Source organism: Cytophagaceae bacterium ABcell3 (genome assembly GCA_030913385.1).
In the GTDB taxonomy this organism is placed as follows: domain Bacteria; phylum Bacteroidota; class Bacteroidia; order Cytophagales; family Cytophagaceae; genus ABcell3.
Genome location: CP133159.1, coordinates 1,901,093 through 1,916,704 on the forward strand (window position 1 = coordinate 1,901,093; position 15,612 = coordinate 1,916,704).

The 15,612-nt window shown below is 37.8% G+C and carries 18 protein-coding genes and 1 tRNA gene; 5 read left to right on the plus strand and 14 right to left on the minus strand.

The features are described from left to right. Nucleotides 1–13: 13 nt before the first annotated feature. Complete coding sequence (locus tag RCC89_07695) at nucleotides 14–1,612, minus strand: mechanosensitive ion channel family protein (GenBank protein WMJ73044.1); 1,599 nt, start codon at nucleotides 1,610–1,612, stop codon at nucleotides 14–16. A gap of 198 nt (nucleotides 1,613–1,810) precedes the next feature. Further along, nucleotides 1,811–2,374, minus strand: a complete 564-nt coding sequence (locus RCC89_07700; protein WMJ73045.1) for a hypothetical protein — start codon at nucleotides 2,372–2,374, stop codon at nucleotides 1,811–1,813. Nucleotides 2,375–2,521: 147 nt separating this feature from the next. On the opposite strand from RCC89_07700, the gene RCC89_07705 reads away from it, so the two are divergent. Further along, nucleotides 2,522–2,605 (plus strand) — tRNA-Leu (locus tag RCC89_07705). A 265-nt stretch (nucleotides 2,606–2,870) separates the two neighbouring features. Continuing rightward, nucleotides 2,871–3,098, plus strand: coding sequence for a hypothetical protein (locus tag RCC89_07710; GenBank protein WMJ73046.1), 228 nt, complete (start codon nucleotides 2,871–2,873; stop codon nucleotides 3,096–3,098). On the opposite strand, the gene folE is transcribed toward RCC89_07710, so the two are convergent. After that, complete coding sequence (gene folE, locus RCC89_07715) at nucleotides 3,093–3,782, minus strand: GTP cyclohydrolase I FolE (GenBank protein ID WMJ73047.1); 690 nt, start codon at nucleotides 3,780–3,782, stop codon at nucleotides 3,093–3,095. The genes RCC89_07710 and folE overlap by 6 nt on opposite strands. After that, on the minus strand, nucleotides 3,742–4,152 hold the full coding sequence (locus RCC89_07720; GenBank protein WMJ73048.1) for a 6-carboxytetrahydropterin synthase: 411 nt from the start codon (nucleotides 4,150–4,152) through the stop codon (nucleotides 3,742–3,744). Before RCC89_07720 ends, folE begins: the two co-directional genes overlap by 41 nt. 232 nt (nucleotides 4,153–4,384) lie before the next feature. Between RCC89_07720 and RCC89_07725 the strand changes: the two genes are divergently transcribed. The 3 genes from RCC89_07725 to RCC89_07735 all read left to right on the plus strand — a co-directional run bounded on the left by RCC89_07725 (nucleotide 4,385) and on the right by RCC89_07735 (nucleotide 7,731). Continuing rightward, nucleotides 4,385–5,044 (plus strand): phosphoadenylyl-sulfate reductase, encoded by a 660-nt coding sequence (locus tag RCC89_07725; protein ID WMJ73049.1) that lies wholly within the window; start codon nucleotides 4,385–4,387, stop codon nucleotides 5,042–5,044. Further along, nucleotides 5,041–5,979, plus strand: a complete 939-nt coding sequence (locus RCC89_07730) for an SDR family oxidoreductase (GenBank protein WMJ73050.1) — start codon at nucleotides 5,041–5,043, stop codon at nucleotides 5,977–5,979. The genes RCC89_07725 and RCC89_07730 overlap by 4 nt, the downstream gene beginning before the upstream one ends. 510 nt (nucleotides 5,980–6,489) lie before the next feature. After that, the gene (locus tag RCC89_07735; GenBank protein ID WMJ73051.1) at nucleotides 6,490–7,731 is read left to right on the plus strand and encodes a sugar MFS transporter; all 1,242 of its coding nucleotides are present in this window, start codon (nucleotides 6,490–6,492) and stop codon (nucleotides 7,729–7,731) included. A 65-nt stretch (nucleotides 7,732–7,796) separates the two neighbouring features. On the opposite strand, the gene RCC89_07740 is transcribed toward RCC89_07735, so the two are convergent. From RCC89_07740 to sufC, 10 genes are all read right to left on the minus strand, one after another. Then, complete coding sequence (locus RCC89_07740) at nucleotides 7,797–8,195, minus strand: hypothetical protein (GenBank protein ID WMJ73052.1); 399 nt, start codon at nucleotides 8,193–8,195, stop codon at nucleotides 7,797–7,799. Nucleotides 8,196–8,199: 4 nt separating this feature from the next. Further along, nucleotides 8,200–8,961 carry a HAMP domain-containing sensor histidine kinase gene (locus tag RCC89_07745; GenBank protein WMJ73053.1) on the minus strand — a complete coding sequence of 254 codons (762 nt, stop codon included), beginning with the start codon at nucleotides 8,959–8,961 and terminating at the stop codon, nucleotides 8,200–8,202. Further along, complete coding sequence (locus tag RCC89_07750; GenBank protein WMJ73054.1) at nucleotides 8,951–10,024, minus strand: ISAs1 family transposase; 1,074 nt, start codon at nucleotides 10,022–10,024, stop codon at nucleotides 8,951–8,953. The genes RCC89_07745 and RCC89_07750 overlap by 11 nt, the downstream gene beginning before the upstream one ends. 152 nt (nucleotides 10,025–10,176) lie before the next feature. Then, nucleotides 10,177–10,749, minus strand: a complete 573-nt coding sequence (locus RCC89_07755; GenBank protein ID WMJ73055.1) for a PAS domain-containing protein — start codon at nucleotides 10,747–10,749, stop codon at nucleotides 10,177–10,179. 287 nt (nucleotides 10,750–11,036) lie between these two features. After that, on the minus strand, nucleotides 11,037–11,453 hold the full coding sequence (locus RCC89_07760; protein WMJ73056.1) for a BrxA/BrxB family bacilliredoxin: 417 nt from the start codon (nucleotides 11,451–11,453) through the stop codon (nucleotides 11,037–11,039). Nucleotides 11,454–11,480: 27 nt separating this feature from the next. Continuing rightward, a complete protein-coding gene (locus RCC89_07765; protein ID WMJ73057.1) occupies nucleotides 11,481–11,816 on the minus strand; it encodes an SUF system Fe-S cluster assembly protein in 336 nt (111 codons plus the stop codon). 1 nt (nucleotide 11,817) lies between these two features. Then, the gene (locus tag RCC89_07770) at nucleotides 11,818–12,255 is read right to left on the minus strand and encodes a SufE family protein (GenBank protein ID WMJ73058.1); all 438 of its coding nucleotides are present in this window, start codon (nucleotides 12,253–12,255) and stop codon (nucleotides 11,818–11,820) included. A gap of 11 nt (nucleotides 12,256–12,266) precedes the next feature. Further along, nucleotides 12,267–13,535 carry a cysteine desulfurase gene (locus tag RCC89_07775; GenBank protein ID WMJ73059.1) on the minus strand — a complete coding sequence of 423 codons (1,269 nt, stop codon included), beginning with the start codon at nucleotides 13,533–13,535 and terminating at the stop codon, nucleotides 12,267–12,269. A gap of 1 nt (nucleotide 13,536) precedes the next feature. Then, nucleotides 13,537–14,838 carry a Fe-S cluster assembly protein SufD gene (sufD, locus tag RCC89_07780; protein ID WMJ73060.1) on the minus strand — a complete coding sequence of 434 codons (1,302 nt, stop codon included), beginning with the start codon at nucleotides 14,836–14,838 and terminating at the stop codon, nucleotides 13,537–13,539. A gap of 2 nt (nucleotides 14,839–14,840) precedes the next feature. After that, nucleotides 14,841–15,608, minus strand: a complete 768-nt coding sequence (gene sufC / locus RCC89_07785; protein ID WMJ75647.1) for a Fe-S cluster assembly ATPase SufC — start codon at nucleotides 15,606–15,608, stop codon at nucleotides 14,841–14,843. Nucleotides 15,609–15,612: the final 4 nt, after the last annotated feature.

A 15,612-nucleotide genomic window follows, 5' to 3' on the forward strand; every position in this document is an offset into this window, starting at 1 on the left:
AAGTGCCGGAAACCTAAACGGTTCCGGCCTTATTCTCCTCTTTTTCTTTTTTAATTATCTTCCCTTCTAAATCATATTCGGGCGTTAGGGAAGGTTTGCCTGGAAACTCTTCTATATGAAGTGTTTGAGTAGGGAAGGCAAATCTAACGCCGAGTTTGTCTGCAAGAGTTATAATGGCAACCATCAGTTCTTGCCTGACACGAAGTTCGGACATATAGTCTGGTACGGCCAAAAAGGTGTCTAACAAAATATTTAGGCTTGAATCGTCAAAATCGTTTAGGAAAATCCTTACTACTTTATTGTTGGTTTCCGGATGGTCTAAAATTATTTTCCTTATTCCTTCTACATATATCTCAATAAGTTTTGGAGGGGTGTCATAAGTTACCCCTATGGTAGTTTTGAACCTCCTGAAGTTTCTGAGTCCATGGTTGTTGATGGTTGAGTCTGCAAGTTTACCGTTAGGTATATAAATGACAGAATTTCCAAAAGTACGCACCCTGGTAGAGCGGAACCCTACTTCCTCTACTGTACCGTCAATATCACCGCTTGTTATCCAGTCTCCTGCCTGAAAAGGCTTGTCTAAAAAAATCATCAATGAACCAAAGAGGTTCTTGATGGTGTCTTGAGCGGCCAATGCTATAGCAACACCACCTATGGACAGACCGGCCAAAAGTGCTGTTACATTGAAATTTAGGTTTTGTAGCGTAAATAAAATACCGGTTACAACTACAAATATTTTTAACGACTTTCTGACCAAAGGCACCAGTTGGTCGTCCAAAGTGCCTTCTGTACGTTCGGCCATCTTTTGCATATAGATGCCCAGTAAGTCTACGAGCCTATAGACAATCAACATCGCAAAAAATGGTACCAGTCCTTTAAACAGAAGTACTACATTCTTTGAAATTGTAATAGGAAGTTGTAGTACGGGAAATAAAATTGAAAGAAGCAAAGTGGTGACAAATAAGCTAGCCATTTTGGCCACAGGGCCATATTTCTTAAGGTCTAGAGAATCATCTGCTGTTTTTCTTAATATCTTGAAAAGGAACTTTCGCAATAGCGGTGGCAGTGCCCAATTTGTCAAAATAGCAAAAAGTATAAGGACAAAAACTCCCAAATGTTGCCACAGGTAAAGTCCCATGATTTTTCTATGACCTTTTTTGGGAAGCAAATCTACAATGAGCTCTGTGCCAAAAGGGTGTAGCTCCTTATGTTTTTTAGGAATGAGCTTAACTGTTTGGGCAGAGTATTTCCAACCGTCTTTTGTTTTGATCAGATAAATGTCTTTATCTTCCTGTATAGGATAAAACCTCGCTTTGTTGGTGGTTGTGTCTATATACTTTTCTTCCCTAGGTACCTCCTCTAACTCGATATAGTGCCCTCTTCCATCAAATATATGTTTAAGTTTTATTGCAAGGTTTTCTGCTTCTTCATCCGGTAAATTTTTTGTGTCCAAAGATTTTGCTGCTAACTCTGGGTGAAATGTTTCGTCTTGAAGGTATTTTAAGTGATTATGTATTGAATGATAGGGGGTAGATATGTTTATGGAGTCTGAGGTATATCCATAATTAATTGTAAAGAGCAGTATTAATGAAAGAATATAAAATTTTTTCATGTTTTGATATAAAAGTTATAGTCGTTATGGGATAACGTATTGATTAGTCAAATTTGGGTGTGAAGTTACATAATTTAAGTTATAGAGGGTATAAATCGATCATTTTTTAGGGGTATCGCTTGGCTTGCTGAAAAAAACACAAGTGGTTAAGGTGCGCCTTATTTTCAAGCGCACCTGTAATGGAGCACTCCTGAGAAATCAGTTTATCCGGCACGACCTTATTGCTTCATTGATTTTCGCTTCCAGTTTTTCCTGTGCTTTAGTTGGTTTTATAGGGGCATTCTCCTTAAATTTTATTTTGCCTGAGTAAGACCTTTTAAGGGTTATGTACTCACCTTCATTGTTCATTTTGTATGAGTATTTGTACTGCCCGTTGTTTTTCTCTACGTACTTAAAATTTTCTAATGCTGTCTTGTAAGTAATTACTAGCTTTTTGCTGGTGTTTCTGACCTCTATCTGTTCTTTTGAATTGACTACATTGTAGTAGTTATTGGTTTTTTTAATGTAGTTTCCCTCTTTATCCTTTAACAGACTACACCTTTCTGGTGTGTTCTTGCGCCATTTTTCTAGCTCCTTGCTGTCTGAAGTTAAAGAGCTGTCTTGAAATAATGGTTTGTTTCCTGAGTCTTTCAGGTTTATTTTAGAATAATCTATATTTTGAGCATTGATCAGATGTGTGGTAGCCATAAATGCTACAAATATCATATATATCTTCATTGCTATCTCCTCCTCTTTCTTACCCACTACTAAGTTAACAGACACTTAGGCATATAGTTAGCTTTTTAGGCTCATTTTTTTGATTTCTCCTGCTTTTATTTTTTTTGAAAAATTATTGATTCAATGAGAGAATTTGAATGGGTTTATTTTTTAGAAATCAGATTTAGGACTATATTTGCAGACCTTTTGCGAGCCCATGTGGTGGAATTGGTAGACACGCCATCTTGAGGGGGTGGTGCCTTAACTGGTGTGGGAGTTCGAATCTCCCCGTGGGCACAGCGATGAAGCGGATCTGTTTTTGCAGTTCCGCTTTTTTTTATCCTAAATTATGCGATAGGTTTCGTCATGAGGAGTAAAATGACAATAAATCAGCACATTTGGATCGCAAAGCATAGCAGCGCTATGGTTAGACGCAAACGTTAGCGAAGCGACTGATTTGATTTATTTTGCTACGTAATAGAAAGTTCTATTGCATATATCAGGTTTATGCTTGGCGCATAAAACATTACCCTGTTGGCCTTGTTTTTTATTAAAAAAGACTATGGCAGATTATAAGAAAGGGAATAAGGATAAACCTCATTTGCCTCATTATCCAGATGAAGCAAAGCAGGAGCAACCTGAAAAAGATGATCCTACTCCGGAATCAGAAGAGAACTATCAATATTATCCCGGAGTAGCATATCCTGAGGGCACTCAAAAAGATGAAACTGAGGATGATGAAAAAGAGAAAAAAGATGACCCAAATAAGAAAGGGCCTGAATCATTATAATGAAATATAATTCAGGAACTCTTTTTTGACGGCTTCTTCTTGGAATTTGCCACTGTAATGGGAGGTTACCGTTCTGCTGTTTATATCATTGACTCCGCGAGATGACACACAAAGGTGGGCAGCATCAAGCACTACAGCTACATCTTCTGTGCAAAGAACTTCGCGGAGTTCTTGTGCTATTTGTTCTGTAAGTCTTTCCTGAACTTGAGGACGTTTAGCATAGTACTGCACAATGCGATTGATCTTAGATAAACCGATCACATGTCCGTTGGACACATAAGCTACATGTGCTTTTCCAAAAATAGGTACAAAATGGTGCTCGCAGTTAGAGTAAAAGGTGATATCCTTTTCTACCAACATTTCATTGTACCTGTATTTGTTCTCAAATAGCTTTACATCAGGTTTGTTTTCAGGGTTTAAGCCACTGAAAATCTCTTTGACATACATTTTTGCAACCCTTTGTGGTGTGCCTTGTAAACTGTCGTCGTTTAGGTCCAGTCCTAATATATGCATGATTTCCCTGAAATGCTTTGCAATAAGCGCCATTTTTACGTCGTCGTCCATGTCAAAAGCATCTGCCCTTAAAGGAGTGTCTTTAGAACCTGGCAGGTGTTCGTCTCCGACTTCGTCTACAGATAAGTTTTTAAGAAGCTGGGTATTCAACAAAGTTTCTTTCGGTTTCATAAAGCGTTATTTTCAGGGTGTAGTCTGGCCCTAGTTTCGGTTTCAGGATATCGTAAATTACTACTGCAATATTTTCTGCTGTAGGATTTAAGTCTTTAAACTCAACAACATCAAGGTTAAGGTTTTTATGGTCAAGCCTGTTTATGATATTTTCTTTAATTAAACGACTTAGAAATTTCATGTCTATAACATAGCCAGTCTCTGGATTGGTTTCGCCAACCACCTTTACTACTAGCTCGTAATTGTGTCCATGAAAATTTTCATTGTTGCACAAGCCAAAAACCTCATCGTTTTTTTGCTTGCTCCACGATGGATTGTATAGCCGATGTGCGGCATTAAAATGTTCTTTTCTATAAACTGCTACTTTCATTTAAGGCTATGAACAAACAATTTTTATGTTTTGTTTTCCTTTTGCAATGCAGGTAATTTTTAAATTTACGCAAAAATAAGCAGTAGGACAATCCGGTGCATAAAAAACTCATGTTTTTTTGCGCTTGCTCGTAAAATAGTTTAGAATAATATTTTGAAAAAATAATAAAAAGGCTCTTTTTGTTCTTAAAAACTATATAAAATTGTATATTTGTAAAATAAAATTTTGATACGTGGATTTCGAAGGAATAAAATATAAGATTAACGGCTATAATCAAAAGTATCAGAAGATCTTTACGACATCTTCTTTTCAGACGCATAGTATTGTTCTGCTCCACATTTTGAGTAGGATAGACAATACTATTCCTGTATACTTTATTAATACTGGTTACCATTTCCCGGAAACGATTAGTTTTCGGGACCAAATAGCTGATATGTTTAAGTTAAACATTAAGGAAGTGTTTAGCGCTACACCTAGGCATATGCAAAAAGACGCTGAAGGTAGGTTGTTGTTTACCAGCGACCCTGATTTTTGCTGCTATCTTAACAAAGTTCAACCGTTGGACCCTATACTTGCAGACCATGATGTATGGATCAATGGGGTGCGTGCAGATCAGAGCTCGGTTCGTAAATCTTTTAAGATCGAAGAAAAAGCGCCTCATGATGTCATTCGTTTTCACCCAATGTTGGACTGGAACACCAAAATGGTGGAAATGTATATTAAAGAACATAAGTTGCCTAGACATCCATTAGAAGAAAAAGGGTATTTTAGCATTGGATGTGAGCCGTGTACCCGTAAATTTGACCTTGAGTGGAATGCCAGGGAAGGTCGCTGGTTTGGCCTCAAGAAAACAGAATGTGGTCTTAATACAGAATTAGTCTCAAAAAAATGAAAGTACTGATAACAGGTGGAGCTGGTTATATAGGCTCAGAGTTGGTTTATCAACTGTCCCAGAAAGAGGATGTGTCCCAGATTATTGTTTATGATAATCTTACAAGAGAAAACTTTAATCTTTTTATAAGCAATAGCAATAGGATCGGTAATAACAAAGTCAAGTTTGAGTTTGGCGATCTTTTGGATTCTAGGAAGTTGAGAAAGGTAATGAAAGGGGTAGAGGTGGTTTATCACCTTGCAGCCCGTGTGTCTACGCCTTTTTCTAATGTGGACTCTCACTTTTTTGAGCAGGTTAACAACTGGGGCACGGCTGAATTGGTATATGCAGTAGAAGATACCCCTAGTATTTCTAGGTTGATTTTTCTGAGCAGTACTTCCGTTTATGGAGCTTCTAAAACATTGTTAGATGAATCTTCTACCCCTAATCCTCGGACATTTTATAGCATCAGTAAAATGAGGGGAGAGGAGCACGTGAAAAGATTGCTTGATAAGAAAAAAACTTATATTATCAGGTGCGGTAACGCTTATGGATACACCCCGTCTATACGCTTTGATTCTGTTATTAATAAGTTTATGTTCGATGCTAATTTTAATAACAGGATTAGTATTCATGGATCTGGAAAACAGACACGTTCTTTTATAAATGTCAATAAGGTGGTTAGCTCCCTTGTGGAGATGAGAAATAATGATATGCCTTCTGATGTTTATAATCTTATTGATAAAAACATGGAAATTCTGGATTTGGTAGACGTTTTAAAAGAAATATACCCGGATCTTGAATTTATTTTTATCAACCAACACCTTGAACTAAGAGAGTTGCAGGTTAACCCTGAAACTAAGCTATCTAAATATATAGCGCTGCCTGAAACTGATTTTAAAAAAGAACTGCTTGCCTTTAAAGACCGGTTTGCCTTTACTTCTCAAAGCAACTGATATTTACTTAGGACCTGCTGAAAAAGTCAAAAGTTTGTGTAGCCACATGGCATGCCTTGTGGCTGCACAAAAAAAGTATTGGATTAAAAGTTTCTGAATTTACTGTGCACGGAAAAATAAGAAATAACCGAAAAAAACTTGCACCTATACCTAATCTTTTTTATATAAATATAAACAGACCAATATTTTGGGCGTTTTTCAGCGCGCCCTAACTTACAGAAAGCTGCATGGACCATGCAGCTTTTTTTTACCTAATGTGCTTTTTAGCAACGTTATCCTCTTAGTATAATAAAATAGGAAAAAGACTTGGAGAGAGCCTGCTACAAACCTTGATTCATTTTTAATTAACTCTCCTCAACATACTGCTATTTTTTACGTATGAATTTATATCTGTCAATATTCCTGTATTTATACATTGTTGATATATAGATGCTAAAGTTGTAAATAATATCAATAGTACTAGATATATTTGAATAATTTTAAGTAATTTTCCAAATATTTACAGTTTAAATGGAAACCCTGGGACTTAAGGAGCAATTAGTTAAGAGGAGTAACAAAAAAGTACTTTCGATATTTGTTGTGCTTTTTTTTATGTGGGGGCTTTTGACTGTAATGAATGAGGTACTGGATAAACATTTATCCTATATTTTTGACCTTACTTATAGCTTATCTACCCTTATAGGGCTTACTTTCTTTAGTACTTATTTTATTGTATCCATACCAGCCGGAAAGCTGTTTAATGATCTTGGGTTTAAAAAGGGGATTTTCATAGGGTGGACTGCCGCTATTACAGGGTGTTTGGTCATGTCTTTGGCCATTCATTTAATCAATTACAATATTTTTCTCTTAGGACTTATTGTTCTTGCCGGCGGGTTTACCATTCTTCAAGTAGGCGCTAATTTGTATGTGGTAATTCTGGGAAGCAGGAAAACAGCCGCAAGCCGGCTTACACTCATGCAGGCCTTCAATTCACTGGGTACTTTTGTGGCACCTTTTTTTGCCTATCAAATCCTTTGGCGATCGGTAGGTGTGTCTGATGTGGTTATAGACCAAATGCCAGCCGAGAATCTTTTTGCTATGGAAGCATCTTTTGTTCACATTCCTTATTTAATACTTGCAGGGTTAATGGTTCTGTTTGCCATTGTTCTTAAAGTTAATAAGATCCCACATATAGATACATCCAATATTGAACCCTTAAATAAAATTACTTCATTACGTCGGAGGCACGTGCTTCACTTTTCTCAATTGAGATTAGGGGCCTTTGCCATTTTTGCTTATGTGGGTGCGGAAGTGGCCTTAGCTACTTATTTGTTTGACTTTGCTCAGAATAAAGTAGCTTGGTACTGGGGATTGGCCATGTTTGGTAGGTTTGTTGGAGCCTACATTCTTGTAAAAGTCAAGCCTGGGAAAGCTGTAGGTTTTTGTGCCATTATGGCCTGCACGTTTGTGGTACTCTCAATTTTAACTAGCGGTGAAGTATCTATCTGGATAATTACCTTGATTGGCTTATTTAACTCTATATTGTTCCCATCTATTTTTGCACTTGGCATTAACGGGCTTGGTAAGTATGCTGAAGAAGGTGCAGCAGTATTGGTTATGTTTATAGTGGGAGGCGCTGTAATCCCTTTTATGGTACGAAATTTCTCCTATGTTAATTATGAGGTAGCTTTTATCATTCCTGTGATATGCTATTTCTATATAGCTTTGTATGGATTGAAGCTCTCTAAGTACGAAAAGCAGGAAAGTAAATAATTGTTTTTTGTTTTACACCGTTAGGGAAGCTAGCAATTTTTTATGTTCGTTTGTTTGGGAGGGAGCTATATAGTAAATGCTTTCTTGTATTGGTTTAGCCAATGTACGGCTTCTTCATAGCTTTTGAAAAACCTTGCCGGATAGGGAGGATTGTTGGCATGCTTGAAAAAGCTATAAATTATTTTATGTAGTATGTTTTCTGAGTAAAAAGCAATGGCTTTTACCGTTTGCTTAGGGTCTTCTTCTGCAAAGTATCTCCTAGCTTCTTGTGTGACTAGTTTCAAATTTCTAACGTCAACGAGCAACAGCCTGTTTTCTAGTTTGATGGTATTGGTCGAGTAAGCAAATATCTCTTTGGCCACATTTATGTCCACCTCGGTAGAGTCATTAAAGTTTATATGGATTATACCATTTACTAATTTAATGCTGATGTATTGGCTTTTTGGCAAATTTTCTGTTTCCATATTGCTACTTATTGTTTTTTAAACAAGGAAGTGTAATGATGAACTCTGTACCAATGTTTTCTGTACTAAGAAAAGATATCTCGCCACCCATTTTTTCTATATATGATTTCGCCATATATAAACCCAAACCACTCCCTTCAGACGTATGAGGGCCCCTATAAAACATATTGAATATTTTATCATGTAAGTCTTCTCTTATACCTATTCCGTTGTCTTTTATAATAATGATGACACCATTTTTATTTTCAGTGACAGCAATGTCAATTTCGGCAGATTGGCCCGGCTTTCTATATTTTACGGCATTGTCTACAAGGTTTTGGATGACAGAATGGAGCATTTTCTCGTTATTAAAAAAATCCCTTTTCTGAGCGACCGTAATTCGAATATGGTTTTTATGTGAATGTGGAGAAAGGCTATAAATATCGGTAATATTTTTTATAAACTGATTGAAGCATATTTTAGATTTTTCCTTTCTCATACGCTCCATCAAGGCTAGATCAAGTAGGTTTTTTAGTATTGTATCTAGGCTTTCAGAACATTTCTTGATCAGCTTGAAGTAATTAAGGGCTGCCTGATCTTTTATCTCATCTTCTACAAGGCTAGTGATCCCCAATATAGAAGACAATGGCCCTTTTAGATCATGAGAAACTTTGTAAACGAAAGTATCTAATTCTTGATTTTTACTAATAAGCTGTTGTTCGATTCTTTTTAAAGGACTAATATCTTTTGCTATATATAGTACAGGGCTGACGCATTTAAAATACATCTAAAATTTCTTCCCTGAAAGCATCATTGAATATTGCCTTATACCTTTTTTTGGGTTTTGTTTCCTTAGATTTATGTTTTTGTAACAAGATCAGGGACACTTTATTTAAGATGTGGAAGTTTTGTGCTGTATATCCCTTTCTTCTTCTGGAACTATCTTCCCCAAAAACCACATCCAGGCTCCAGTGCAGCTTGTTTTCAATTGCCCAGTGGTTGCGTATTGTACCGTTAAGCCATTCAGCGGTCTTGTCATGGCTGCTTATATAATACCTCACCTGTTGCTCCTGCTTTCCTGTAAGCTTGTTATAGCGCTCTGACTCTAACCTTGCCACTGACTTTATGCCGCACCATTGATGTGCTGCATCTATGAACCTCAGGTCATTTATCAGTTTGCAGGTGCGGCTCTCCAACCTGCCATGTCCCGTGTCTATCTGTTTGTGCACATCTGCAATTACCTGTTTTTTAAAAGCCCTGTCTATTTGCTGGAATAGCTCTTTCTGGTTGTTCTTTACAGCAATTACATAATCACCGTTTTTCCGGATTATTTTTTCCGTAATATCTTTTTGGCAGCCCATGGCATCTATTGTCACTGTTGTGTTTTCAACAGTTATCATATCCAAAAGCTTGGGAATGGCTGTGATCTCGTTGCTTTTGTCTGGCACGGCCAATTGACCGAGGGTAAGCTGGTTAGCGGTGGCATAAGCCGATACCATGTGCAATGCATTGGCGCCCTTTCTGTTGTCATACGATCCACGGATCCGCTTCCCGTCAATATTGATTGTCTCGTTTTCGACTGGTCTGAACATGGTTGATGCCCACTCTACAAAACACTCGCCAAATTCATCCGGTACTATCTTTGCAAATACCCTTTCCAGGGTATCGTGCGAAGGGACACCGTTACGGTAAGGAAAAAATTTACGTAGCCATTCAATTTTTTCTTTGCCGAATGTAACAATCTCATGCCAGTCCCCCGCATTGCTGACAACGGCACTTACGCACAGAAAAAGGATCTCCTGCAGCGGATATTTGAAATTGCCTTTGATGGTTCTTCTTGGTTCTGACACAGTGCCAAATATACGAACAAATGAATCGGAAACTGAATTTTTTAATTGAGTTCTCTATATAGAAAAAAGTCAAGCAAAAAATGTTAAAACACTGATTATCAATTAAAAATTATTATATTTGTATCATCAGTGCCCCGTAAGGCACCCATATATTAAATAAACCCAATAAAGGTTATGAGACTTGCGGAACGCCCTGTAAGGCAGTTCCTTACACCCTGAAACTTAAATGCGTCAGCCCTGATATATAGTATGCCCGTTTTGTTTTTATTTTTATCATATAAATAAGATACAGAGCAAGACACGGGGATATACTCTCCTGACTTGGTCCTGAACTCCCTTTCTATACTTTGACAACAATCTCCGTTTTCCAGCTTCGTGTTAATTCCTTTTAGTGCTTTGTTGCTCCCTTTCATAATAGTAGCAACAGACTTCCCGCTTAAGTCGCCTGTATTATAATGGAGGAGCTTGGTGACAGAAGAGTTGATCTCTATGATGTTGTGGTCGGTACTGGTAATAAGGAGTAGGTCTACGATACCGCTAAATACACTTTTAAGGTAATCTTTAGAAACCGTAGTGTGCTTCAATTCGTCACCTAGCATATTAATGCCAGTTATCAAAGCATCATAATCATCCTTATTTTCTGAGATTGGTTTTTTTATGTCGTAATTACCACTGGCAATCTGAATGATCAGTTCATTTATATCCTCAAGCCGTTGTTGTTTCACTGTAAATGTATTCTGCTTATTAGGGGGAATAATTGATATAACGTTATGCAGATAACAAATTACGCAATATGGAGGGAAAAAAGAACAAAAAAAGGGAAGTATTTATTAGATACTTCCCTTTTCAAACTAAATTATGCTATAGATTTTATCATGAGGAACAAAATGACAATATATCAACACTTTTAGGTCGCTGCGCTATGGGTTAAGACTCAAATGCGAGCAAAGCGACTGATTTGAAGTTATTTGCTATTTGATAGAAAATTCTATTGCATATTTTATGTTAAATATTAACAAAACTCATTAAATACCGCTTCAAGGTGCTGTGCGATCATTTCTGCTGAATTTCCTTCGATGTGATGTCTTTCAACAAAATGTACAACCTCTCCATCTTTAAATAATGCGATAGATGGTGACGACGGAGGAAATGGCGCTGTAAATTCTCTAGCTTTCTGTACAGCTTCTTTGTCTACACCAGCAAAAACAGTGGCAAGAACATCTGGTTTCTTAGCACTTTGTTCTACTGCTAGTTTTACACCTGGCCTAGCAGCACCAGCTGCACAGCCACATACAGAGTTTATTACTAAAAGCACAGTGCCCTTTTCATTATTTAAAAGATCCTCAACGTCTTCAGGACTTTTAAGGTCTTTAAAACCTGCAGATACCAGGTCCTGGCGCATTGGTGCTGTTAATTGTTCAGGATACATATCTTATAGTGTTTAGATTATAAAAAATTACATAAAACCTAATTCAAGCTTAGCTACATCAGACATCATGTCTTGATGATAAGGAGGGTCAAAGGTCAACTCTACATTGACATCTTTTACGCCTTCTATTTTTTTGATGCTGTTTTCTACCTCACTTGGTATTTCTCCCGCTGCCGGGCAGGAAGGAGAGGTCAGGGTCATTCTGACATAAACATTGTTGACAGGGTATATACTGATCTCGTATATCAGCCCTAGTTCATATACGTCCACTGGTATTTCAGGGTCATAGACTGTTTTGATAGCCTCTATTACTTTGGCTTTCAGATCTTCTTCCGTATATTTTGTTGTATTTTCTTCCGCCATACTATTCTGATATTTTGGATTTATAAGCTAAGGCATGCAGTTTCATTTGTTTCACCATGGCCAATAGCCCATTAGAGCGGGTAGGGGACAGGTGCTGCTTCATGCCAATTTTGTCTAGAAAGCTTAAGTCTGTTTTAATAATCTCGTCAGGTGCATGGCCTGAAAGGGTTCTTACTAAAAGATAGACCAAACCTTTAACGATCATCGCATCGCTGTCGGCTTTAAAGTATACTTTACCGTTTTCTGTATATGAATGTAGCCAAACCCTTGACTGACATCCTTTTATTATATTTTCGTCCTTGCGGTGTTCTTCTGGAAAAGGTTCTAGTTTCCTACCCAGCTCTATAACATAGGTATACTTGTCGTCCCAATCATCGAGAAAACTAAACTCTTCTACAATTTCATTTTCTATATCTGCTATGCTTGCTGTCTCGCTCATTTAATATTCTTCTATGATGCTAACATTTTTTGTACTTTAAGGATTCCTTTTACCAAGCGGTCTATTTCCTCCTTTGTATTGTAAAGTGCAAATGATGCACGTGCTGTACCACTAATGTTCAAACGCTGCATAAGCGGTTGCGTACAGTGGTGTCCAGTACGGATAGCTATCGCCTCCTGATCCAATATAATGCCAGTATCTTGATGGTGAATGCCTTCTAAGAGAAATGAAATAACACTCACCTTTTCCTTGGCTGTTCCCACAAAAGTCAGGCCTTTAATTTCCGAAAGCTTTTCGTTGGCATATTCCAACAATTGGTTTTCATATGCCCTGATGTTGCTCTTCCCAAGGCTGTTTACATACTCTAAGGCATGTTTGAATGCTATGACATCAGCAATGTTTGGCGTGCCTGCTTCAAATTTATATGGAAGAACATTAAACGAGCAGCCTTCATAGCTTACCTCTTGTATCATCTCTCCACCACCTTGATAAGGAGGGATGTCTTCTAAAATAGCTTTTTTCCCGTATAATATCCCTGTTCCTGTGGGACCATAGACCTTGTGCGCTGAAAATGCGTAAAAGTCCGTATCGAGGTCTTGAACATCTATATCAAGATGGGAAGTTGCCTGTGCTCCATCAATAAGAGTAGTTATGCCTTTTTCCTTTGCCAGACTGACTATCTCTTTAACTGGGTTGATCGTTCCTAAGGTATTGCTTACGTGTACTACAGCTACTAACTTGGTACGCTCGTTAAGCAACTTTTTATATTCGCCCATCAATAGTTCACCCTCGTCATTGATAGGGATCACTTTGATTTTAGCACCTTTTTCAGCGGCAAGGATTTGCCATGGAACCATGTTTGAATGGTGCTCAATGGCCGAAACGATTATTTCGTCACCTTCTCCTATATATTTTCTTCCGAAGGTAGACGCTACCAGATTGATGCTTTCGGTAGTTCCTTTAGTGAAAATAACTTCTTCTGTAGAAGGAGCGTTGATAAATTCTTTCACCACCGCCCTTGTTGACTCAAATTCAGAAGTAGCTTTCTCTGCCAGTGTGTGGATGCCTCTATGTATATTGGCATTGTAACCGCTATAGTAGTTTACCAAAGCATCTGTAACAACCTTCGGTTTTTGTGTTGTAGCGGCATTATCGAAATAGACCAGTGGTTTCCCATTAATTTCCTGAGATAACACCGGGAAATCATTTCTGGCTTTCAGAATTTTGTCCAAGCTATTTTCTGAAAGCGCTTGTGTGGGCTGCTCTGATCCTATAGACATATTAACTTATTCTTTTGGTAATTAAATCTGTCAGAATGTGCTTTAACTGCACATTTCTGATATTATTGACAATGTCTTGTGCGAAAGCCAAAACAAGCAACTTCTTAGCAGTTTCTTCTTTTATCCCCCTAGATCTTAGGTAGAATAAAGGCTCTTCATCTAGCTGACCTATAGTTGCTCCGTGGGTACATTTAACATCGTCAGCAAAGATTTCCAACTGAGGTTTTGTATTCATTGTGGCATCTTTGCTCAATAAGATGCTTTTGTTTGATTGAAAAGCATTAGTTTTTTGAGCATCCAGCCTTACATAGATTTTGCCATTAAATACACCTGTAGATTTGTTGTCCAAAATACCTTTATAAAGCTCATTGCTATAGCAATTTGGAACGGCATGATCTACCAGTGTATGGTTGTCTGCATGGGCATTATCTTTTAATAGATACAGTCCATATAGCTCAGATTCGGAATGCTCTGCTTTCATAAGAATGTTCAGGTCATTCCTTATCATTGATCCGTTTAAGGTAATGGTGCTGGCATAAAACCTACTTTTTCCCAATTGATGCGCAAAACATCTGTTTACCTGATAAGACTCTTCACGGTCATTTTGTATGGTATATAACTGAATGTTTGCGCTTTCTTTTAGGTAAGCCTCTGTTACAATATTATTGAAGCTTTTATCCGATCCTATGGAATGAAAAGACTGTACAAAGCTTGCTTCTGCATTTTCTTCGCCAACAATAATGTTGTGCGGTTGAACGAATGCATTTCCTTGCTTTGTGTCGGTAATATAGTACAGAACCACAGGACGAGAAACTACTTTATTTCTCTTGACCTTGATAAAAACGCCATTTTCCGAAAGGGCGTTGTTCAGCAAGGTAAATCCATCAGCCTGATCGCTTCCGGCCTGTGCGTAATATTTGTCAATTTCTTCAGAAGGCACCGTGTTGATGTCAGAAACCTCAAGGGCGCTTTCTGAACCAGCTATGTCTGAAAGTTCTTCAGACAGCCTTCCATTGATAAAAACTAACCTAAAAGCTTCAGTATCTTTTATGAAGAAATCGGAAATTTCGCTTTCGGCTACTTTTGATGAAGGCTGAAAAGAAAAATTGTTTTTTAAAACCTTCCCGAAGTTCGTATACTTAAATTCCTCGTCTTTTACCTTAGGCAATCCTATTTCTCTGAAAGAAGCAAAAGCGTTTTCTCTTTTCTTTAACAGATTAGAAGGAATGCTTGGTTGCGCAACTGGTTGTGTTGCGCCATTTAATATATCTTGTAATTCTACAGTGTTCAATGTTGTGTCCATACTTATGCTACAGAAGTACCCGTATTAGCTTCATTTTTAATCCAGTCATATCCTTTTTCCTCTAGTTCGAGGGCAAGTTCTTTGGTGCCGGATTTTACTATTCTTCCATTGTACAATACATGTACAAAATCAGGAATAATATAGTCAAGAAGTCTTTGGTAGTGGGTTACTACTATTACAGCATTGTCTTTGGACTTAAGCTTGTTTACGCCACCGGCAACGATTCTCAATGCGTCTATGTCAAGTCCGGAATCTGTTTCGTCAAGTATAGCTAGCTTAGGTTCAAGCATAGCCATTTGGAAGATCTCATTTCTTTTCTTCTCACCACCAGAAAAACCTTCGTTTAGTGACCTTTTAAGTAGGGAAGGGTCTATGTCGACAAGTTTGGTCTTTTCTTTCATCATGTTAAGAAAGCCAACAGCATCCAAGGCTTCTTCCCCACGGTATTCCCTTATTTCATTTACAGCACTTTTTAGAAAGTTTGTTGTGCTTACCCCTGGGATTTCTACAGGGTATTGGAATGCAAGAAAAACGCCTTCGCCAGCTCTCTCTTCTGGAGCTAAGTCTAAAAGGTCTTTTCCGTTAAAGTCCACAGATCCACCGGTCACTTCATAGTCTTCACGTCCTGCAAGAACAGAAGCTAGTGTACTCTTGCCTGATCCGTTAGGTCCCATGATAGCGTGCACTTCTCCGGGTTTAACTTCTAGGTTGATACCTTTCAGTATATCTTTATCTTCAATTTTGGCTTTAAGGTCTTTAATAGTCAGCATATTC

Coding starts and splice junctions, on each gene's coding strand:
- RCC89_07745 (WMJ73053.1), bottom strand. CDS start 8,961: ATGTATTTTAAATGCGTCAGCCCTGTACTATATATAGCAAAAGATATT.
- sufC (WMJ75647.1), bottom strand. CDS start 15,608: ATGCTGACTATTAAAGACCTTAAAGCCAAAATTGAAGATAAAGATATA.
- RCC89_07735 (WMJ73051.1), top strand. CDS start 6,490: ATGGAAACCCTGGGACTTAAGGAGCAATTAGTTAAGAGGAGTAACAAA.
- sufD (WMJ73060.1), bottom strand. CDS start 14,838: ATGGACACAACATTGAACACTGTAGAATTACAAGATATATTAAATGGC.
- RCC89_07720 (WMJ73048.1), bottom strand. CDS start 4,152: ATGAAAGTAGCAGTTTATAGAAAAGAACATTTTAATGCCGCACATCGG.
- RCC89_07775 (WMJ73059.1), bottom strand. CDS start 13,535: ATGTCTATAGGATCAGAGCAGCCCACACAAGCGCTTTCAGAAAATAGC.
- RCC89_07730 (WMJ73050.1), top strand. CDS start 5,041: ATGAAAGTACTGATAACAGGTGGAGCTGGTTATATAGGCTCAGAGTTG.
- RCC89_07760 (WMJ73056.1), bottom strand. CDS start 11,453: ATGTATCCTGAACAATTAACAGCACCAATGCGCCAGGACCTGGTATCT.
- folE (WMJ73047.1), bottom strand. CDS start 3,782: ATGAAACCGAAAGAAACTTTGTTGAATACCCAGCTTCTTAAAAACTTA.
- RCC89_07765 (WMJ73057.1), bottom strand. CDS start 11,816: ATGGCGGAAGAAAATACAACAAAATATACGGAAGAAGATCTGAAAGCC.
- RCC89_07740 (WMJ73052.1), bottom strand. CDS start 8,195: ATGGAAACAGAAAATTTGCCAAAAAGCCAATACATCAGCATTAAATTA.
- RCC89_07710 (WMJ73046.1), top strand. CDS start 2,871: ATGGCAGATTATAAGAAAGGGAATAAGGATAAACCTCATTTGCCTCAT.
- RCC89_07770 (WMJ73058.1), bottom strand. CDS start 12,255: ATGAGCGAGACAGCAAGCATAGCAGATATAGAAAATGAAATTGTAGAA.
- RCC89_07695 (WMJ73044.1), bottom strand. CDS start 1,612: ATGAAAAAATTTTATATTCTTTCATTAATACTGCTCTTTACAATTAAT.